17 protein-coding genes are annotated in these 16315 nt (G+C 70.7%); 7 read left to right on the plus strand and 10 right to left on the minus strand.

The window, feature by feature from the left end; genetic code table 11:
• Positions 1 to 24: 24 nt before the first annotated feature.
• The 4 genes from WFJ36_RS00315 (at position 25) to ligD (ending at position 5452) form a co-directional block, all read left to right on the plus strand.
• On the plus strand, positions 25 to 636 hold the full coding sequence (locus WFJ36_RS00315; RefSeq protein ID WP_292787088.1) for a LysE family translocator: 612 nt from the start codon (positions 25 to 27) through the stop codon (positions 634 to 636).
• 44 nt (positions 637 to 680) lie between these two features.
• Positions 681 to 3134: an ATP-dependent helicase gene (locus WFJ36_RS00320; protein WP_292787085.1), complete on the plus strand. Its 2454-nt coding sequence runs from the start codon at positions 681 to 683 to the stop codon at positions 3132 to 3134.
• A 44-nt stretch (positions 3135 to 3178) separates the two neighbouring features.
• Complete coding sequence (locus WFJ36_RS00325; RefSeq protein ID WP_071327455.1) at positions 3179 to 4318, plus strand: SseB family protein; 1140 nt, start codon at positions 3179 to 3181, stop codon at positions 4316 to 4318.
• A 63-nt stretch (positions 4319 to 4381) separates the two neighbouring features.
• Complete coding sequence (gene ligD, locus WFJ36_RS00330; RefSeq protein WP_336642410.1) at positions 4382 to 5452, plus strand: non-homologous end-joining DNA ligase; 1071 nt, start codon at positions 4382 to 4384, stop codon at positions 5450 to 5452.
• 6 nt (positions 5453 to 5458) lie between these two features.
• Here ligD and WFJ36_RS00335 read toward each other — a convergent pair whose 3' ends face one another.
• Together WFJ36_RS00335 and WFJ36_RS00340 are read right to left on the minus strand one after the other, a co-directional pair.
• Complete coding sequence (locus tag WFJ36_RS00335; protein ID WP_336642411.1) at positions 5459 to 6502, minus strand: ATP-dependent DNA ligase; 1044 nt, start codon at positions 6500 to 6502, stop codon at positions 5459 to 5461.
• 43 nt (positions 6503 to 6545) lie between these two features.
• Positions 6546 to 7997, minus strand: coding sequence for a phytoene desaturase family protein (locus tag WFJ36_RS00340; protein ID WP_336642412.1), 1452 nt, complete (start codon positions 7995 to 7997; stop codon positions 6546 to 6548).
• Positions 7998 to 8062: 65 nt separating this feature from the next.
• Between WFJ36_RS00340 and WFJ36_RS00345 the strand changes: the two genes are divergently transcribed.
• The gene (locus WFJ36_RS00345; protein WP_025103767.1) at positions 8063 to 8545 is read left to right on the plus strand and encodes a hypothetical protein; all 483 of its coding nucleotides are present in this window, start codon (positions 8063 to 8065) and stop codon (positions 8543 to 8545) included.
• Between the two features lie 79 nt (positions 8546 to 8624).
• Here the strand turns inward: WFJ36_RS00345 and WFJ36_RS00350 are convergent, their stop codons facing one another.
• The 8 genes from WFJ36_RS00350 to WFJ36_RS00385 form a co-directional block, all read right to left on the minus strand.
• Entirely contained in the window at positions 8625 to 9860 is a 1236-nt protein-coding gene (locus WFJ36_RS00350) for an acyl-CoA dehydrogenase family protein (RefSeq protein WP_292787069.1), read from the minus strand.
• Positions 9861 to 9927: 67 nt separating this feature from the next.
• Positions 9928 to 10593, minus strand: a complete 666-nt coding sequence (locus WFJ36_RS00355; RefSeq protein ID WP_071327451.1) for a TetR/AcrR family transcriptional regulator — start codon at positions 10591 to 10593, stop codon at positions 9928 to 9930.
• Positions 10594 to 10602: 9 nt separating this feature from the next.
• Positions 10603 to 10890 (minus strand): hypothetical protein, encoded by a 288-nt coding sequence (locus WFJ36_RS00360; RefSeq protein ID WP_071327450.1) that lies wholly within the window; start codon positions 10888 to 10890, stop codon positions 10603 to 10605.
• Positions 10887 to 11330 (minus strand): glycohydrolase toxin TNT-related protein, encoded by a 444-nt coding sequence (locus WFJ36_RS00365; RefSeq protein WP_071327449.1) that lies wholly within the window; start codon positions 11328 to 11330, stop codon positions 10887 to 10889. The genes WFJ36_RS00360 and WFJ36_RS00365 overlap by 4 nt, the downstream gene beginning before the upstream one ends.
• Positions 11327 to 11611 carry a hypothetical protein gene (locus tag WFJ36_RS00370; RefSeq protein ID WP_071327448.1) on the minus strand — a complete coding sequence of 95 codons (285 nt, stop codon included), beginning with the start codon at positions 11609 to 11611 and terminating at the stop codon, positions 11327 to 11329. Before WFJ36_RS00370 ends, WFJ36_RS00365 begins: the two co-directional genes overlap by 4 nt.
• Complete coding sequence (locus tag WFJ36_RS00375; RefSeq protein ID WP_336642413.1) at positions 11608 to 13071, minus strand: TNT domain-containing protein; 1464 nt, start codon at positions 13069 to 13071, stop codon at positions 11608 to 11610. The genes WFJ36_RS00370 and WFJ36_RS00375 overlap by 4 nt, the downstream gene beginning before the upstream one ends.
• Positions 13068 to 13397 carry a type VII secretion target gene (locus WFJ36_RS00380; protein WP_336642414.1) on the minus strand — a complete coding sequence of 110 codons (330 nt, stop codon included), beginning with the start codon at positions 13395 to 13397 and terminating at the stop codon, positions 13068 to 13070. Before WFJ36_RS00380 ends, WFJ36_RS00375 begins: the two co-directional genes overlap by 4 nt.
• Positions 13397 to 13810: a YbaB/EbfC family nucleoid-associated protein gene (locus tag WFJ36_RS00385; protein WP_062635924.1), complete on the minus strand. Its 414-nt coding sequence runs from the start codon at positions 13808 to 13810 to the stop codon at positions 13397 to 13399. The genes WFJ36_RS00380 and WFJ36_RS00385 overlap by 1 nt, the downstream gene beginning before the upstream one ends.
• 170 nt (positions 13811 to 13980) lie before the next feature.
• Between WFJ36_RS00385 and sucC the strand changes: the two genes are divergently transcribed.
• Together sucC and sucD are read left to right on the plus strand one after the other, a co-directional pair.
• Positions 13981 to 15147, plus strand: coding sequence for an ADP-forming succinate--CoA ligase subunit beta (sucC, locus tag WFJ36_RS00390; RefSeq protein WP_071327445.1), 1167 nt, complete (start codon positions 13981 to 13983; stop codon positions 15145 to 15147).
• 27 nt (positions 15148 to 15174) lie between these two features.
• The gene (sucD, locus tag WFJ36_RS00395; RefSeq protein ID WP_025103778.1) at positions 15175 to 16077 is read left to right on the plus strand and encodes a succinate--CoA ligase subunit alpha; all 903 of its coding nucleotides are present in this window, start codon (positions 15175 to 15177) and stop codon (positions 16075 to 16077) included.
• Positions 16078 to 16315 lie beyond the last annotated feature (238 nt).

The following is a 16315-nucleotide window of genomic DNA, read 5'->3' on the forward strand; positions in this document are numbered from 1 at the left end:
CGACCGCCGCGACGGAAGGGCCGCATGAGCATCGCATTCCTCCTCACGACCCTGGTGGTCGTCGCCACCCCGGGAACCGGGGCGGTGTACTCGGTGGCGATCGGGATCTCCCAGGGGGCGAGGGCCGGCGTCGTCGCCGCCCTCGGCTGCACGCTGGGGGTCGTCCCGCACATGATCGCCGCGATCACCGGTCTAGCCGCGATCCTGCACGCCTCCGCCGTCGCCTTCGAGGTCATCAAGTGGTTCGGTGTCGCCTACCTGCTGTACCTCGCGTGGCGGACGCTGCGGGACACTGCGCTGATGTCGGCGGAGGAGGACGCCGTGCCCGTGTCGTCGTGGCGGATCATCCGCACTGCCGTCCTCCTCAACCTCCTGAATCCGAAGCTGACCATCTTCTTCTTCGCCTTCCTGCCGCAGTTCGTCGCCGCCGGAGGCACCGGAGCCACGGCGCAGATGATCATGCTGAGCCTGGTCTTCATGGCGGTCACCTTCGTCGTGTTCGCCGCGTACGGGGTCTTCGCGGCGACCATGCGCACCCGCGTCCTCACCCGGCCGAAGGTGATGGCGTGGCTGCGGCGCTCCTTCGCGGCGACCTATGTGCTGCTGGCGGGGCGTCTGGCGCTCGAGACCCGTTAGGCCGGGACCTCGATGTCGGTGCCGCCGCCTAGACTCGAGAGGTCATGACCGAAGCCCCTCTCATCGTCCCCGGATCCGTCGGCCCGCAGTCCTCCGGCGCCCCCGCGCAGGACGACCTCCTCGCCGGCCTCAACCCCCAGCAGCTCGAGGCCGTCACGTATCGCGGCCCCGCCCTGCTCATCGTCGCCGGTGCCGGCTCGGGCAAGACGAGCGTGCTCACGCGCCGCATCGCCTCGCTCCTGCGCAGCCGCGAGGCGTGGCCGAGCCAGATCCTCGCCATCACCTTCACCAACAAGGCCGCCGGCGAGATGCGCGAGCGCGTCGAGGGGCTGATCGGCGACGCCGCGCGCGGCATGTGGATCTCCACGTTCCACTCCGCGTGCGTGCGCATCCTCCGCCGCGAGGCGCAGCAGTTCGGGTTCACGAAGAACTTCACCATCTACGACTCCGGAGACTCCCGCGCCCTCCTCAAGCGGCTGGTCAAGGAGCACGAGGCCGATGCCTACGGGCTCACCCCGGCGGCTGTCCAGGGGCGCATCTCCAAGCTCAAGAACGAGCTCTCCGATGCCGAGGCCTATGCGCGCCAGGCCAACATGAGCGACCCGGCTGAGCGCGTCTTCGTCGAGGTCTTCGCCGACTACCAGCGGCAGCTCCAGAAGGCCAACGCCTTCGACTTCGACGACCTCATCGGACAGACGGTCTACCTGTTCCGGGCCTTCCCCCAGGTCGCCGACACCTACCGCCGCCGCTTCCGCCACATCCTCGTCGACGAGTACCAGGACACCAACCACGCCCAGTACGCGCTCATCCACGAGCTCACCCGGCCGGTGTCCGGCGTCGGCTCGACACCGGAGCCGTATGCCGCCAACGGCATGATGATCTTCGAGCCTGACCCCGAGCCGGCGCCGGGAGCCGGCGAGGCCGGGGCGTCGCTGACGGTGGTCGGCGACTCGGATCAGTCGATCTACGCGTTCCGCGGTGCGGACATCCGCAACATCAGCGAGTTCGAGCGCGACTTCCCGGGAGCGAAGGTCGTGCTCCTCGAACAGAACTACCGCTCGACGCAGAACATCCTCTCCGCGGCGAACGCGGTCATCGGCAACAACTTCGACCGCAAGGACAAGAAGCTCTGGAGCGACCGCGGCGAGGGCGACAGGATCATCGGCTTCACCGGCTACTCGCAGCACGACGAGGCCCAGTTCGTCGCCGACGAGATCGAAGCGCTGCACCGCAAGGGCATGCCGTACTCGGAGATGGCCGTCTTCTACCGCACGAACTCGCAGTCCCGTGCGCTGGAGGAGATCTTCATCCGCTCGGCCGTGCCGTACAAGATCATGGGCGGCACCAAGTTCTACGAGCGCGCCGAGATCAAGGACGCGCTGGCCTACCTCGTCGCGGTTGCGAACCCCGCCGACGAGATGGCGGTCCGCCGCATCCTCAACAAGCCCCGGCGCGGCATCGGCGACGTCACCGAGACCGCCATCGCCCGCTTCGCCGAGGAGCACGGCATCTCCTTCCGCGATGCCCTGTCGCTGCCCGGCCAGCTCGGCGTCGGCCCGAAGATCCAGGCAGCCATCGCCCAGCTCGACGCCGTGCTCGCCGAGGCGACCGCGATCATGCTGCCGCCGACGGGGGAGGTGCCGCCGCCCACCTCCGTGGCGGACGGGCTCAGCCTGCTGCTCTCCAAGAGCGGCTACCTCGACGCGCTGCGCGCCAGCCGCGATCCGCAGGACGAGGCCCGCGTGGAGAACCTCGACGAGTTCGTGGCCGTGACCCGCGACTTCGCGCGGAACAACCCCGAGGGCACCATCACCGACTTCCTCACCGAGGTCGCGCTGGTCTCCGACGCGGACGACCTCGATGACGAGTCCGGGTCGGTCTCGCTCATGACGATGCACACCGCCAAGGGACTGGAGTACGACGCGGTCTTCGTCACCGGCGTCGAGGAAGACCTCATCCCGCACCGCATCTCGGCGGGAGAGCCCGGCGGCCCGCAGGAGGAGCGGCGCCTGTTCTACGTGGGCATCACCCGCGCCCGCAAGCGCCTGCACCTGTCCCTGGCGATGACCCGCGCGCAGTTCGGCGAGGTGACCGTCGCCATGCCCAGCCGATTCCTGCAGGAGATCCCGGCCTCCCTCATCGACTGGCGGCAGTCCCCGGGCGACGTGAACTCCCGCGGAGGTATGCAGTCGCGTGCGCTGAACGCCCGTCGCTCCGGTGGGTCGGGCGACCGCTTCGGCGTGAAGGCCCTGCCCCGCGACTCCCTCAAGCCGCTCTCGACGGCGATGGACAAGATCCCCAACCGCGTCACCGCCAAGATGCGCGACAACGGCGACCTCGAGCTCGCCGCCGGTGACCGCATCCGGCACGACGACTTCGGCGAGGGAAGGGTCGACGCCGTCACTGGCGAAGGCGCCAAGCGCATCGCCCATGTCCGGTTCGACACGGCAGGGCAGAAGAAGCTGCTCATCAAGGTCGCCCCGATCCAGAAGCTCTGACGTCGCGGCGGAGAGGGCGGGGAGACACGGTTAGGCTGGCTCCCATGGCCCTCTTCTCCCGCCGCAAGAAGTCCGGCGACGACGCCGTCGCTCCCGCCCCCTCCGCCGCTCCGGCCACCGAGAGCGAGGAGGACGCGAGCACGGCGACCGAGGAGTCGGAGGCGTCGACGGCCGAGGCATCGCCCACCGTCGGCATCTCGGTTCAGGCGTTCCGCGGTGTCGGCGCCGAAGCCGGGCCCGAGGTCGCGCTTCCGGATCCGGAGGCCGCGGCGGCAGCCGCAGCGCCCGCTGCCGCGCCGACGCCGCCCAGCCCCACCGCGGAGCCTGCGGCACCGGCGGCCGAGCGGAAGCTCCCGCTCGCTCCCGCGCTCCCGCCGGAGCAGACCGAGACCGTGGCGGGCATGAAGGACAACGTCCTCCTGCGCGAGTCCCTGGCGCAGGTCGAGGCGGGCGCCTCCAACGAGCAGCTCCTCGGGGTGCTCCGCCAGGCTCTCCAAGGGCACCTCTACATCCGCGTGAACGGCGATGCCCGCGCGCAGATCAGCGAGGGCAAGCCGCTGGCCGTCGCCGTGGTCCGCGACGGGGAGCGCCAGTTCATGCTGGCGTTCAGCTCGGCGGCCGCCGTCCGGGATTCCGTGCAGCTCGAAGCTGATCCGTCCGCGACCTCCGCTGTCGCCCAGCCGACGACCTCGGTCATGCAGCAGGTCGTGTCCGGTGACTTCGCGGGCCTCATCATCGACAACGCGTCCGCGCCGCATCGTGTGGTGTTCCCCACCGAGCTCCTGCAGAAGACGCTCGAGCAGGCCGACGTCGACATGACCGTGAAGTCCCTGCTCGCGGCACCGCGGGAGCAGGACTCGCCCGCCAAGGTGGGCGAGGCTCTCGCCACGACGCGCATGTGGGTGGCCGTGAACGACGGATCCGGCACCGGGCAGGTCGGCATCGCCGAGGCGCAGACCGCCGACGGCCGCCGCTTCCTCCAGCTCTTCTCGCACCCGCTGGAGGTCATCGCGCTCGGCCGGGGCGACCGCCCACTGCCGTTCGAGCCGGACCAGCTCGCGAAGGTGCTGTCGAGCCACTCCGAGATGGCCGGCGTCATCATCGATTCCGCGGGGCCCTCCATGGTCGTGGAGCGCGACGCCCTCGCGCCGGTGCTCGTGCGCGCGGTGCGGATCGAGGACTGACGGCGCGCACACCCGGAGTCGCCAGGGGTTCCGCGGGTCGTGACCGCCCCCTAGGGTCGGAGCATGGCCTCTGAACGCGTGACCCTGACCGTCGCCGACACCGACGGAGAGCGTGAGGTCGCGCTCTCCAGCCCGAACCGCGTCGTCTGGCCCGACCTCGGCATCACCAAGGCCGAGCTCGCCGAGTATGTGCAGCTCGTGTCGGTGCCATTCCTCTCGGCGAACGGCAACCGGCCGGTGTCCCTGGAGCGCTTCCGGGACGGCGTGGGGGCCGCCGGAGGACCGCGTCCGGAGGGATTCTTCTCGAAGAACCCGCCCAAGGGCACTCCGGACTTCGTCGACGCCGTCACGGTCACGTATAACAGCGGCCGCCGCCATCCTCAGATCGTCCTGAACCGCACCAGCGCGATCGTGTGGGCGGTGCAGATGAACACCATCGTCTTCCATCCCTGGGCGTCGCTGGCGACCGATTCCGACAACCCCGTCGAGCTGCGGATCGACCTCGACCCGCAGCCGGGCACCGGCTTCGCCGAGGCCGTCCCCGCGGCCCACGCCCTGCGGGAGGTGCTGCGGGAGGCCGGCCTCGAGGCGTTCGCGAAGACGAGCGGCAACCGGGGCCTGCACGTCTTCGCCCCGATCGAGCCGACCCACGAGTTCCTCGACGTGCGGCATGCCGTGATCGCCGCCGGCCGCGAGCTCGAGCGCCGGATGCCGGAACGGGTCACGACGAACTGGTGGAAGGAGGAGCGCGGCGAGCGCCTCTTCGTCGACTTCAATCAGGCCAACCGCGACCGCACGATGGCCGGTGCCTACAGTCCGCGCGCCCTCCCCGGTGCGACCGTCGCGACGCCCGTGCACTGGGAGGAGCTCGACGACCTCGACCCGCGCGCCTTCACCGTGCGCAGCATCCCGCAGCGGCTGGCGGACGTCGGCGATCCGTGGGCCGACATGCAGGCGAAGCCCGGACGCATCGACACGCTGCTGGAGTGGTGGGAGCGCGACACGGCCGACGGGCTCGGAGAGCTGCCCTTCCCGCCGGAGTTCCCGAAGATGCCGGGCGAGCCGCCGCGCGTGCAGCCGAGCAAGAAGAACGCCGCGAACTGGGACGCCGACGGCAACCCCGTCGACGACTGAGCGGGCTCAGCTCAGGACGTCGGCGAGGTCGTAGCCCTCGACGGTGTCGAGCTGGTCGTACGTGCAGGAGCGGGCGTCGCGGTCCGGCCGCCACCGCTCGAACTGCACGGTGTGACGGAAGCGGGCGCCCTCGAGCTGGTCGTACCGCACCTCCAGCACCCGCTCGGGACGAAGCCGCACGAACGAGACATCCTTCGACCCGCTGAACCGCGAGCGCTCGCCCTCGCCGGTCACCGCCGCGCCGTCCTCGTCACGCTCGACCAACGGTGCGAGCTCCTCCACGAGCTGCTTCCGCTTCGCGTCGCTCCATGCCGCGACCCCGCCGACCTGACGCAGGGTCCCCTCGGCGTCGTAGAGCCCGACGAGCAGCGACCCGACCCCGGTGCCGGACTTGTGGATGCGGTAGCCGAGGGCGACGACGTCGGCGGTCCGCGCGTGCTTGATCTTGAACAGGGTGCGCTTCCCCGGTGCGTACGGCTGCGCCAGCGGCTTGGCCACGACGCCGTCGAGCCCCGCGCCCTCGAACTCCTGGAGCCAGCGGACGGCGGCGTCCCGGTCGCGGGTGGTCCTGGTCAGGTGCAGCGGGTGCTCCACGGACTCCATGAGCGTCTCCAGCCGGGCCCGCCGCGTCTCGAACGACTGGTCCCGCAGGTCGTCCTCCCCGGAGGCGAGCAGGTCGAAGGCGATGAACAGGGCCGGGGTCTCGACGGCGAGCTTGGCGACCCGGGAGGCGGCAGGGTGGATGCGCTGGCTGAGGGCCTCCCAGTCCAGACGCTGCGCGCCGTGCGGACCCGTGGCCACGACGATCTCGCCGTCGAGGAGGCAGGGCACGGACAGCAGCTCAGGGATCGCATCGACGAGCTCCGGGAAGTAGCGCGTGAGGGGCTTCGCCCCGCGGGACCCGATCTCGACCGTCTCGCCGTCCCAGGCGATGAGCCCCCGGAACCCGTCCCACTTCGGCTCGTAGAGGAGCCCGCCCGGGGTCTTGTCGGGGTCAGGGACGGCCGCGACGGCCTTCGCGAGCATGGGGGCCGGGATCTCGTAGCGCATGCACCCATCCTGGACCGGGCGGCGAGCGGGGGAAAGGGCCGGGTCAGCCGAACAGGTCGTCCAGCTCGGCGGGCGTGCCGGCGTCGCGGAGCACGGTGTGCGCCGCGTGCCATCCGGCCATGCCGTTGACCGCGGGCCCGGGCGGAGTGGAGGACGACGCGAGGTACACGCCGCGCATCGGCGTCCGCCACGGGGCGGGGGAGAGGACGGGACGGCGCACAGCCTGACGTATGTCGAAGACGCCGCCGGAGATGTCGCCGCCGATCTCGGCCGGGTTGATCGCCTCACGGGAGGACGCCGGCACCGCGTGGTGGGCGAGGATCCGGTCGCGGAAGCCCGGCGCGAACCGCTCGACCTGCGCGGTGATGAGCTCGGTCGGGTCGAGGTCGGAGCCGTTCGGCACGTGGATGTACGCCCAGAGCACGGCCTTGCCGTCCGGGGCCCTGGTGGGGTCGAAGACCGACGGCTGGACGGCCAGGACGTAGGGGCGCTCGGACACGTGGCCGACCGCGACCGCGTTCTCGCTGTTCCACACCTCGTCCCTCGTCCCGGCCACGTGCACGGTCGGTGCGCTCCGTACGAGCTCGTTGGTCCACGGGACCGGGCCGTCGAGCGCGAAGTCGACCTTGGCCGCCGCGGCGCCGTAGCGGTAGCCGCGGAGCGCACGGGCGTACGACGCCGGGACGTCCGGGTGGGTGAGGGCGAGCCGGGGGGAGGTGTTGAGCAGGAGCACGTCGCCGCGGGCGGGGTCGCCCCAGTCCAGTGCGGCGAGGTCGGTGATGCGGACCCCGGTCTCGATCGCGCCGCCGTGGTCTTCGAGATCGGCGACGAGGGCGTCGGCGATGGCCTGCGAGCCGCCGCGGGGGTAGGGCCAGCCGCCGGCATGGGCGAGTCCGGCGAGCAGCAGTCCGGCGGCGGCGCCGGCGAGCGTGGGTTGCGGGGAGTTCGCGTGCGCGACGACTCCGGCCATGAGTGCGGCGGCTTCCTCCGTGCGGAAGGCGGCCCGTGCGAGGGGAGTGCCCTGATCGAGCATGCGGATGGCGTAGCGCACCGCGGTGACCGGGTCCTGCGGGAGGCGGAGGAGCTGGTTCCCGGTGAAGTCCGTGACGCCGTCGATGTGGGTGCTGAGGGGACGGAGCCGGCGCCGCCACGCGTCGCCGTCGATGCCGAGCTCGGCCGCGGTGCGCTCGATGTCGCGCCAGGCGATGGCGGCACGGCCCCCGTCCAGCGGATGGGCGAACGAGATCTCGGGGCGGATCCACTCGATCCGCTCGTCGAGCCCGAACGCCTGGAAGAACGGCGACGCCACGGCCGCAGGGTGGACGGCCGAGCAGACGTCATGGCGGAAGCCCGGGAGGGTGGCCTCCTGGGTGCGCAGACCGCCTCCGACCGTGTCCGCGGCTTCGACCACGCGCACCCGATAGCCGGCGCGGGCCAGGGAGACGGCGGCGGCGAGGCCGTTCGGTCCGGATCCGATGATCGTCGCGAGTGCCATGCGGCCAGTCTCGCACGCACGCCCGCGGTCGGCGGAGGGGGTTGCGCCGTGCGATCCTGGAAGGGATGAATGAAGTCCAGGGCCCGACCCCCGCCGGCACCTCCCGTCCGTACCGCTCGCTTCCCGAGGCGCTCCGCGCCCACCGCATCGATCCGGTGAACCATGCGTTCATCACCGAGATCGTCGAGGCCGCGGGGGTGACCTCGCTGATCGACCGTGGTCGGTACATCGAGGCGATCCGCCGCGAGGGGGCGGCGCTGCACATCGGCCGCACGTACACCAACGGCTTCACGGAGGACGAGGTCGTGACCGTCGGGTCCACCCGCCTCCGCCTGCAGCCCAGCGAGGGACGCGCGCCCTACTTCTACGTGACGCACCCGAGCGAGTTCGCCCCGCAGGCCCCGGTCAAGGCCAAGCGCTCCACGACGCCGCGCACCCCCGCCGCCCCGCGCACGCCCGCGGCCCCGAAGCCCGTCGAGCGCGACTACGGCGTGTGCGACGTGTGCTTCATGGTGAAGACCCCCGCCGGCGGCTGCGGCTGCGACTGAACTGCCGCCTCCTCTGCTTCGAGTCGCGCACTGTGCTGCATCCGGCCGCCGAATGCCGCACAGTGAGCGATTCGAAGGGCTAGGCGAAGGCGCTCATCCCGGTGATGTCGCGTCCGAGCAGCAGGGCCTGCACGGATTCGGTGCCCTCGTAGGTGTGGATGGCCTCGATGTCGGCCAGGTGCTGCATGACGCCGTTCTCCAGGAGGATGCCGTTGCCGCCGAGGAGATCCCGCGCCGTCGCGGCGATCCGCCGAGCCGCCCGGGTGTTGTGGAACTTCGCGAGCGAGGCCTGCGTCGGCCGCAGCGACCCCGCCTGCTCCAGATCGGCCATCCGGCGGCAGTAGAGCTGCATCGCCGTCAGATCCTCCAGCATGTGCGTGAGCCGCTCCTGCACCATCTGGAACTTCGCGAGCGGCTTGCCGAACTGCACGCGCTGCTTCGCGTAGGCCAGCGCCGCCTCGTAGCAGGCCGTCGCGTGACCCAGCGCCGACCAGGCGACCCCGGACCGGGTGGCGTACAGCACGGTCGAGGCGTCCTTGAAGCTCTTCGTCCCCGGCAGCACCGCGTCCAGCGGCACCCGCACGTCGTCCAGGCGGATGTGGGCCTGATGGATCGCGCGGAGGGAGGCCTTCCCGCGGATCACGGTGCCGGTGTATCCGGGGGTGTCCTGCTCGACGAGGAAGCACCGCACCGCCCCGTGCTCGGCGGCGGACTCGTCCTCGACCCGTGCCCAGACGAACGTGATGCCGCCCGAGGCGCCGTTGCCGATCCACTTCTTGGCACCGCGGAGCACCCAGGAGTCCCCGTCGCGGCGGGCCACGGTCTCCAGCGAGACGGAGTCGGAGCCGTGGTCGGGCTCGGTCAGGGCGAAGGACCCGAGCACCGAGCCGTCGGCGAGTGCCGTGAGCCAGCGGTCCTGCTGGGCGGGCGAGCCGAACAGCGCGAGCGTCCGCAGCGCGAGCCCGCCCTGCACCGCGAGGATCGTGCCGAGGGAGCCGTCGCCGCGCGAGATCTCCATGTTGACCAGGCCTGCGGCGAGCGGGGAGAGCCGGGTCAATGCGGGGTGGTCGACGCCGTCGACGACGAGGTCCATCTCGCCCATGCGGCGGGCGGCGTCGAGCGGGTACTCGGCACGGTCCCACGCCTCGGCCATCTGCGGAGCGACCTCGTCGACATACGCCTTCGCGCGGTCCCAGGCCTTCCGGTCGGCGGCGGGGATGTCGGCGAAGACCGCGTAGTAGTCGCTGTCCTGTCGCCCGGTGACGTCGTAGGACGAGACGCGCTCGCCGGGGAAGGGAGAGGCTTCGGTGCTCATGGGTGCTCCTTCGTGACACCAGGTATCGTACTCCTCGATACTCGGTACCAGGACCGCCTCGGTCGACTCAGTCGAGCTCGGAGCGGAGCCTCCTCGTCACCTCGGCGATCGGCATCGACCGGGGGAAGACCGCCACGACCACGTCGTCCGGAGCGCCCGCGTCGGCGGCCTCGCCCACGCCGTACCGCCGACGCGCATCCGCGAGCGCGGTCTGGAGGGTGGCCAGCGGCACCTTCTTCCGTCCGCGCAGGAGCTGCCGCAGCACGTGGTTGTGCACCGCCGTCACGAGCGCAGCGAAGCCCACCGCGTCCAGCGGATCCACTCCCGGGAGGGCGCTGCGCAGGTATTCGTCGAACAGCCGCTCGTAGCGGAACACGGTGATGATCTCGCGTTCGCGGAGCACCGGCACCTCCCGCACGATCTGATAGCGCCGTCGCGCGAGCTCCGGGTCGTTCGCGAAGTGCGTGAACACCGACTCCGATGCGGCGCAGACCGCGCCCCACGGATCGTCGTGCCCCTCGTCGAGGAACTCCCGGAGCTGCTCCAGGAGGACTTCGTGATCGGCGAAGACCACGTCCTCCTTGCCGCCGAACTGCCGGAAGAAGGTCGACCGGGAGACGCCGGCGGCCTTGGCGATCTGCTCCACGGACGTCTGGTCGAACCCCTGGGCGCTGAAGAGTTCGAGCGCGGCGGCGACGACGCCCCCGGTGCGCAGCTCTGCGGATTCGTGCATGGCGAAAGCCTAGACCGCTGCGGCACCGGCGCCCGACGGCCCCGGCGAGAGCACCCCGCTGACGCGGTTCCAGAGCTGCACACGATGGGCGAAGTCGGCCAGCGCCTCCTGCTCTGCGGCGAACACCCGCAGCGACCCCTCGATCGGCTGCGCGCGCTCGTCCTGGATCCAGGTCTGGTAGCCCTCCCTGCCGTACGACACCACGACGGCGTTCGTCTTGCCCCGGGGGTCGTCGAAGAAGCAGAAGCCGACGGAGCCACGCGCGCGGAGGTCGGCGAGGACGGTGTCGCGGTTCATGCGGATGCTCCGGGGACGGCCAGCTCCCGGACCAGACCGAGACGCAGGTAGAACGTGAGGGGGAGGGGCAGCACGAGCTGGGTCGCGCCGCCGGGGTCGCCGAAGGCCGGGGCCACCGTGCCGCGGAAGATCGGGGCGTCCCAGCGGTAGTAGCCGATGTCCACCAGGTCGTCCAGGTCCCGTCGGAGGACGGCGTCCTCCGAGCGCTCGTACGCCGCGCGGAGGTGGACGCAGTCGCCGACCACGAGGAACTGGTGGTACGCCGCGGGGTTCTCGACCCAGGGCAGGGAGCGCTCCGGGTAGGCGGCCGGCCGTCCGTTCTCCACGAGGTAGACGTAGCGCGTGTTGAGCGGCCCGTACATGTCCCACACCTCCGCGCCGCGGGGGAGCGGCTCGCGATCGATGGCGACGCCGTCGGGTCCGATCCAGAGCTCCGTCATTCCCGGCCCTCGATCCGTCGGACGGCGTGCGCGTCCGACGCCCGGTAGCGGCGCGCGATCCGCAGGAAGAAGTCGAACGCCTCCGACTCCGAGTCGAAGCGGACGGGATCGTGGAATCTGCCGCCGCGCTCGTCCGTCTCCCACACGATCCACGCGTCGCCGTCGCGGTCGATCCACGCCGATGACTGTGGTCGACCGGTGGGGCCGAACCAGTTCGCGGTGGCGGTGAGCTTCTCATCGGCGATGATGCGCTGCACGTCGTCGGAGGTGAGCTCGGTCATGGAATCTCCTTCAGTACGCCGAGTGTGATCAACTGTGCGGCCGTGAGGGGAAGCTGGACCTGCACCCCGCCGCCCGTCGAGCCGAACCCGGGCGCGATGTCTCCTCGGTAGCCCTGCGAACCCAGATACTCGGGCTTGAATCCGCCCGCCAGGAGTTCGTCCTTGACGTGTTGCGGAGCGCGGTCGTAGACGCTTCGAAGATCGGACATGTCGCCGACCACTTCATAGCGGTGGTAGTGGGCCGGGTTCTCCACATACGGGAGGGACCGCTGATCGTAGGTATACGGGCCGTTCTCAGGCACCGGGGACGTGTAGCGGCCCTCCGGAGGACCGTAGCGGTCGAGGACGTCTCCCACCTGTGGAGTGTGCGGCTGCCGGATCGGCTCGCCGCTCGCATCGAGCACGTACCCGTCGCCGGGAACCTGGCTCCAGTCGATGCTCCCGTCGGGCTGGAGCACGTCCGGTCCCTTGGGGATCTGGACGTCGGGCGGGAGCGTGCCGTTGTCCGCGAAGTCGTCGGCGTACTCCGGGTAGTTGCGGTCGAGGTAGGTCTGGATCTGCTCGTCCGTGAGTGTGCTCTGGTCGCGCACGCTGGGGCTCGCGGGGCCGGAGCTGCCGGGCGAAGAGCCGTCGGGGGACGAGCCCCCGGGGGAGCTGCCGTCAGGGCCGTGTGGAGCACCGGGGCCGGACGGCCCGTGCCCACCGCCCGGGCCGCGCGAGAAGAGCTCGCCGAGGCGCTGGAACAGCGACTTGAGCTCGTCGAGGTGCTTCGTGAGGGCCGTCACGGCGTCCACGAGCTTGAGCACGGTGCCGGAGATCCGGGCGGTCATGGCCGAGACGCGGCTCGTGGCCTGCGCGATGACGTACGGGGTGGCGGTGCCCAGCGACACGACGAGCGTGCTCGCATAGGAGATGAGGGAGCCGACCAGCTGCGACAGGGTGTCGCGCACCAGCTCGTGCACGATCTGCACGAGCATGGACGCGGTCTCCATGCCGGTCTTCATCCCGCCGGCCCAGGCAGCGGCCGCGGAGATGTGGGCGGCGACGTCGGACTGCAGCCGGAGGTAGGCCGCGATCGCCTCGCCCGACATCGAGCTGACGTCGGAGAGGCGGGCGTCGAGGGTCTCGCCCGCCTGCTGCAGCTGCTGCGCGATGTTGCCCCAGGTCGCCGCGAAACCGGCGACTTCGCCCGCATCGCCGGTCAGGTCGTTGAGCCAGCCCTTGAGCGGCTCGAGGTGGTCCATCAGCCACCCCAATCCGGCGGCGATCAGCGAGCCGAGCGGATCCATGGCCGTGGCCACGGTGTTCGCGAGGGCGGAGAAGGACGCCAGTCCTCCGGAGACCCAGTCCCCGCTCTCGATCGCGTTCACAAGGTCGTAGCCGTCCTCGAGCAGACCGGCTCCGCTGAACGGCGTCGTCGGGTCGATCGGTCCCGCCACCAGCGGGTTCGGCGGGGTCATCGGCGAGCGCCCTCCACAGACGACAGCAGCCCGCGGATCGAATCGAGCTGACGCTGCTCTCCCTCGTCGAAGTCATCCGCCAGGCCGCGGAGCTGCTCCTCGGACTTCTCCAGCATCGTCGCGGCGGCGGTGATCGCCCCGGCGGCGATCGACGAGACGATCTGCGCCGGGGGGACGAGGAAGGCGCACATCACGCCGAAGGCGCCGCCGCCCACGTTCATCGAGCCGGCGGCGTTCTCGGCGAGCCGGACGTCCGCGGCGATCCGCGCGACGCGCTGGGCGTGCTGGCGGACGGTCTCGGTGTCGACGGCGATCAGCTCGGCCATCAGCGGTACTCGATCTGCGGTCGGCCGTCCTGACTCGGGTCGGGGAGCTCGGCGATCTCCTCACGCAGATGTGCGACCGCCGCGTCCTCCGCGCCGAAGGCCTCCGCCGCGATCTCGACCGCCCGCGCGCCCGCCGCCTTCTGCGCGGTGGCGGCGAGGGTGACGATGAGGGCGCCGAGGGCGGCGGGGGAGCGCTGCAGAGCGGCGTCCGTGAGCGCGACGTCGGCGAGGCGCCCGGAGGCGTCCACCGTCACGGTGACGTCGCGGCCCGGAGAGGCCGCCTGCTCCCGCACGCCCGCGATGTCGTCGCGCACCTGCGCGGCCTGCGCTGCGCGGCGCTCCGCGTCCTTCACCTGCTGCTCGATGCGCGCGCGTGTCGCCACCGGATCAGACCAGTCGAAGGTGTCCGTCATCTCGTCTCCCCTGCCTCGACGCTCAAGAATCGTACCGGAGGCGTCGGCGCGTCGGGGAGGGCGTCGGGGCGTCGGAGCGTTCAGCCTGCGGTAGTAGGCTGGGGGACTGGTCGATGTCTCGACATCGAGAGAATCACCAGACCAGACCGCAGCCCAGTGAAGGAAGCACAGTGGATCTGTACGAGTACCAGGCACGAGACGTTTTCGAGAAGTACGGAGTGCCGGTCCTCGCCGGCATCGTCGCGGACACCCCCGAGGAGGTGAAGGCGGCTGCCGAGAAGATCGGCGGTGTCGTGGTCGTCAAGGCCCAGGTCAAGACCGGAGGCCGCGGCAAGGCCGGCGGTGTCAAGGTCGCCAAGACCCCCGACGAGGCGTACGAGGCCGCGAAGGCCATCCTCGGGCTCGACATCAAGGGCCACGTCGTCAAGCGCGTCATGGTCGCGCAGGGTGCCCGCATCGCCGAGGAGTTCTACTTCTCCGTGCTGCTCGACCGCGCCAACCGCTCCTACCTCTCCCTCTGCTCCGTCGAGGGCGGCATGGAGATCGAGCAGCTCGCCGTCGAGAAGCCCGAGGCGCTCGCCCGCGTCGAGGTCAACCCGCTGACCGGCATCGACAAGGACAAGGCGGTCGAGATCGCCCGCGCCGCGAACTTCCCGGAGGACCTCGTCGAGAAGGTCTCCGACGTGTTCGTGAAGCTGTACGACGTCTACAAGGGTGAGGACGCGACGCTCGTCGAGGTCAACCCGCTCGTCCGCACCGAAGACGGCGACATCATCGCGCTCGACGGCAAGGTCACCCTCGACGACAACGCCTCCGAGATCCGTCACCCCGAGCACGAGGCGCTCGAGGACAAGGACGCCGCCGACCCGCTCGAGGCCAAGGCCAAGGCGTCCGGCCTCAACTACGTCAAGCTCGACGGCGAGGTCGGCATCATCGGTAACGGCGCGGGCCTGGTCATGTCGACGCTCGACGTCGTCGCCTACGCCGGTGAGAACCACAACGGCGTCAAGCCCGCGAACTTCCTCGACATCGGCGGTGGAGCCTCGGCCGAGGTCATGGCCGCCGGTCTCGACGTCATCCTCGGCGACCCGCAGGTCAAGAGCGTGTTCGTCAACGTGTTCGGCGGCATCACGGCGTGCGACGCCGTCGCCAACGGCATCAAGGGCGCCCTGGAGACGCTGGGCGACACGGCCTCGAAGCCGCTCGTCGTCCGCCTCGACGGCAACCGCGTCGACGAGGGTCGCGCGATCCTCGCCGACTACGCGCACCCGCTTGTCACCCTGGCCGCCACCATGGACGAGGGCGCCGACAAGGCCGCCGAGCTCGCCAACGCTTGATCGCCTGAGACACAAGGAACCAGAGCTATGTCTATCTACCTCAACAAGGACTCCAAGGTCATCGTCCAGGGCATCACCGGCGGCGAGGGCACCAAGCACACCGCGCTGATGCTCAAGGCCGGCACCCAGGTCGTCGGCGGCGTCAACGCCCGCAAGGCCGGCACCACGGTCTCGCACACCGACAAGGACGGCAACGCCGTCGAGCTCCCCGTCTTCGGCTCGGTCGCCGAGGCCATGAAGGAGACCGGCGCCGACGTGTCGATCGCCTTCGTCCCGGGCGCCTTCACGAAGGACGCGATGATCGAGGCCATCGACGCCGAGATCCCGCTGCTCGTCGTCATCACCGAGGGCGTTCCCGTCGGTGACTCGGCCGAGGCCTGGGCGTACGCGCAGAGCAAGGGCAACAAGACCCGCATCATCGGCCCGAACTGCCCCGGCATCATCACGCCGGGTGAGGCGCTCGTCGGCATCACGCCCGCGAACATCACCGGCAAGGGCCCGATCGGCCTCGTGTCCAAGTCGGGCACCCTGACGTACCAGATGATGTTCGAGCTGCGCGACCTCGGCTTCTCGACCGCCATCGGCATCGGCGGCGACCCGGTCATCGGCACCACGCACATCGACGCGCTCGCCGCGTTCGAGGCCGACCCGGAGACCAAGGCCATCGTCATGATCGGCGAGATCGGCGGCGACGCCGAGGAGCGTGCGGCCGAGTACATCAAGGCGAACGTCACCAAGCCCGTCGTCGGCTACGTCGCGGGCTTCACGGCTCCCGAGGGCAAGACCATGGGTCACGCGGGTGCGATCGTCTCCGGTTCCGCCGGTACCGCGCAGGCGAAGAAGGAGGCCCTCGAGGCCGCCGGCGTCAAGGTCGGCAAGACGCCGTCCGAGACCGCCGCTCTCATGCGCGAGATCATCGAGTCGCTCTGATCTGAGCTACGCTTGACCTGAAGGCCCCGGGCTCCACCCCGGGGCCTTCGTCATACCCCCGGTTCCTGCCGGCCCACCTCCCTCAAGTCGCGCAATTGGCGCCATTCCGAGGCCGAATGGGACCAATCGCGCGATTCGGATGAGCCGTCCGCCTCGGCTCCCTCCTCCTGACGATGAAGGTCCCACCCCCTCAAGTCGCGCAAATGGCCCCATTCCGTGTCGGAATGGGGCCATGTGC

It is taken from the genome of Microbacterium sp. MMO-113 (assembly GCF_037148555.1).
Lineage (GTDB): Bacteria > Actinomycetota > Actinomycetes > Actinomycetales > Microbacteriaceae > Microbacterium.

Bases quoted from the DNA above. Each gene is read 5' to 3' on its own strand.
- WFJ36_RS00315 (WP_292787088.1), top strand. From the start codon at position 25: ATGAGCATCGCATTCCTCCTCACGACCCTGGTGGTCGTCGCCACCCCG.
- WFJ36_RS00320 (WP_292787085.1), top strand. From the start codon at position 681: ATGACCGAAGCCCCTCTCATCGTCCCCGGATCCGTCGGCCCGCAGTCC.
- WFJ36_RS00325 (WP_071327455.1), top strand. From the start codon at position 3,179: ATGGCCCTCTTCTCCCGCCGCAAGAAGTCCGGCGACGACGCCGTCGCT.
- ligD (WP_336642410.1), top strand. From the start codon at position 4,382: ATGGCCTCTGAACGCGTGACCCTGACCGTCGCCGACACCGACGGAGAG.
- WFJ36_RS00335 (WP_336642411.1), bottom strand. From the start codon at position 6,502: ATGCGCTACGAGATCCCGGCCCCCATGCTCGCGAAGGCCGTCGCGGCC.
- WFJ36_RS00340 (WP_336642412.1), bottom strand. From the start codon at position 7,997: ATGGCACTCGCGACGATCATCGGATCCGGACCGAACGGCCTCGCCGCC.
- WFJ36_RS00345 (WP_025103767.1), top strand. From the start codon at position 8,063: ATGAATGAAGTCCAGGGCCCGACCCCCGCCGGCACCTCCCGTCCGTAC.
- WFJ36_RS00350 (WP_292787069.1), bottom strand. From the start codon at position 9,860: ATGAGCACCGAAGCCTCTCCCTTCCCCGGCGAGCGCGTCTCGTCCTAC.
- WFJ36_RS00355 (WP_071327451.1), bottom strand. From the start codon at position 10,593: ATGCACGAATCCGCAGAGCTGCGCACCGGGGGCGTCGTCGCCGCCGCG.
- WFJ36_RS00360 (WP_071327450.1), bottom strand. From the start codon at position 10,890: ATGAACCGCGACACCGTCCTCGCCGACCTCCGCGCGCGTGGCTCCGTC.
- WFJ36_RS00365 (WP_071327449.1), bottom strand. From the start codon at position 11,330: ATGACGGAGCTCTGGATCGGACCCGACGGCGTCGCCATCGATCGCGAG.
- WFJ36_RS00370 (WP_071327448.1), bottom strand. From the start codon at position 11,611: ATGACCGAGCTCACCTCCGACGACGTGCAGCGCATCATCGCCGATGAG.
- WFJ36_RS00375 (WP_336642413.1), bottom strand. From the start codon at position 13,071: ATGACCCCGCCGAACCCGCTGGTGGCGGGACCGATCGACCCGACGACG.
- WFJ36_RS00380 (WP_336642414.1), bottom strand. From the start codon at position 13,397: ATGGCCGAGCTGATCGCCGTCGACACCGAGACCGTCCGCCAGCACGCC.
- WFJ36_RS00385 (WP_062635924.1), bottom strand. From the start codon at position 13,810: ATGACGGACACCTTCGACTGGTCTGATCCGGTGGCGACACGCGCGCGC.
- sucD (WP_025103778.1), top strand. From the start codon at position 15,175: ATGTCTATCTACCTCAACAAGGACTCCAAGGTCATCGTCCAGGGCATC.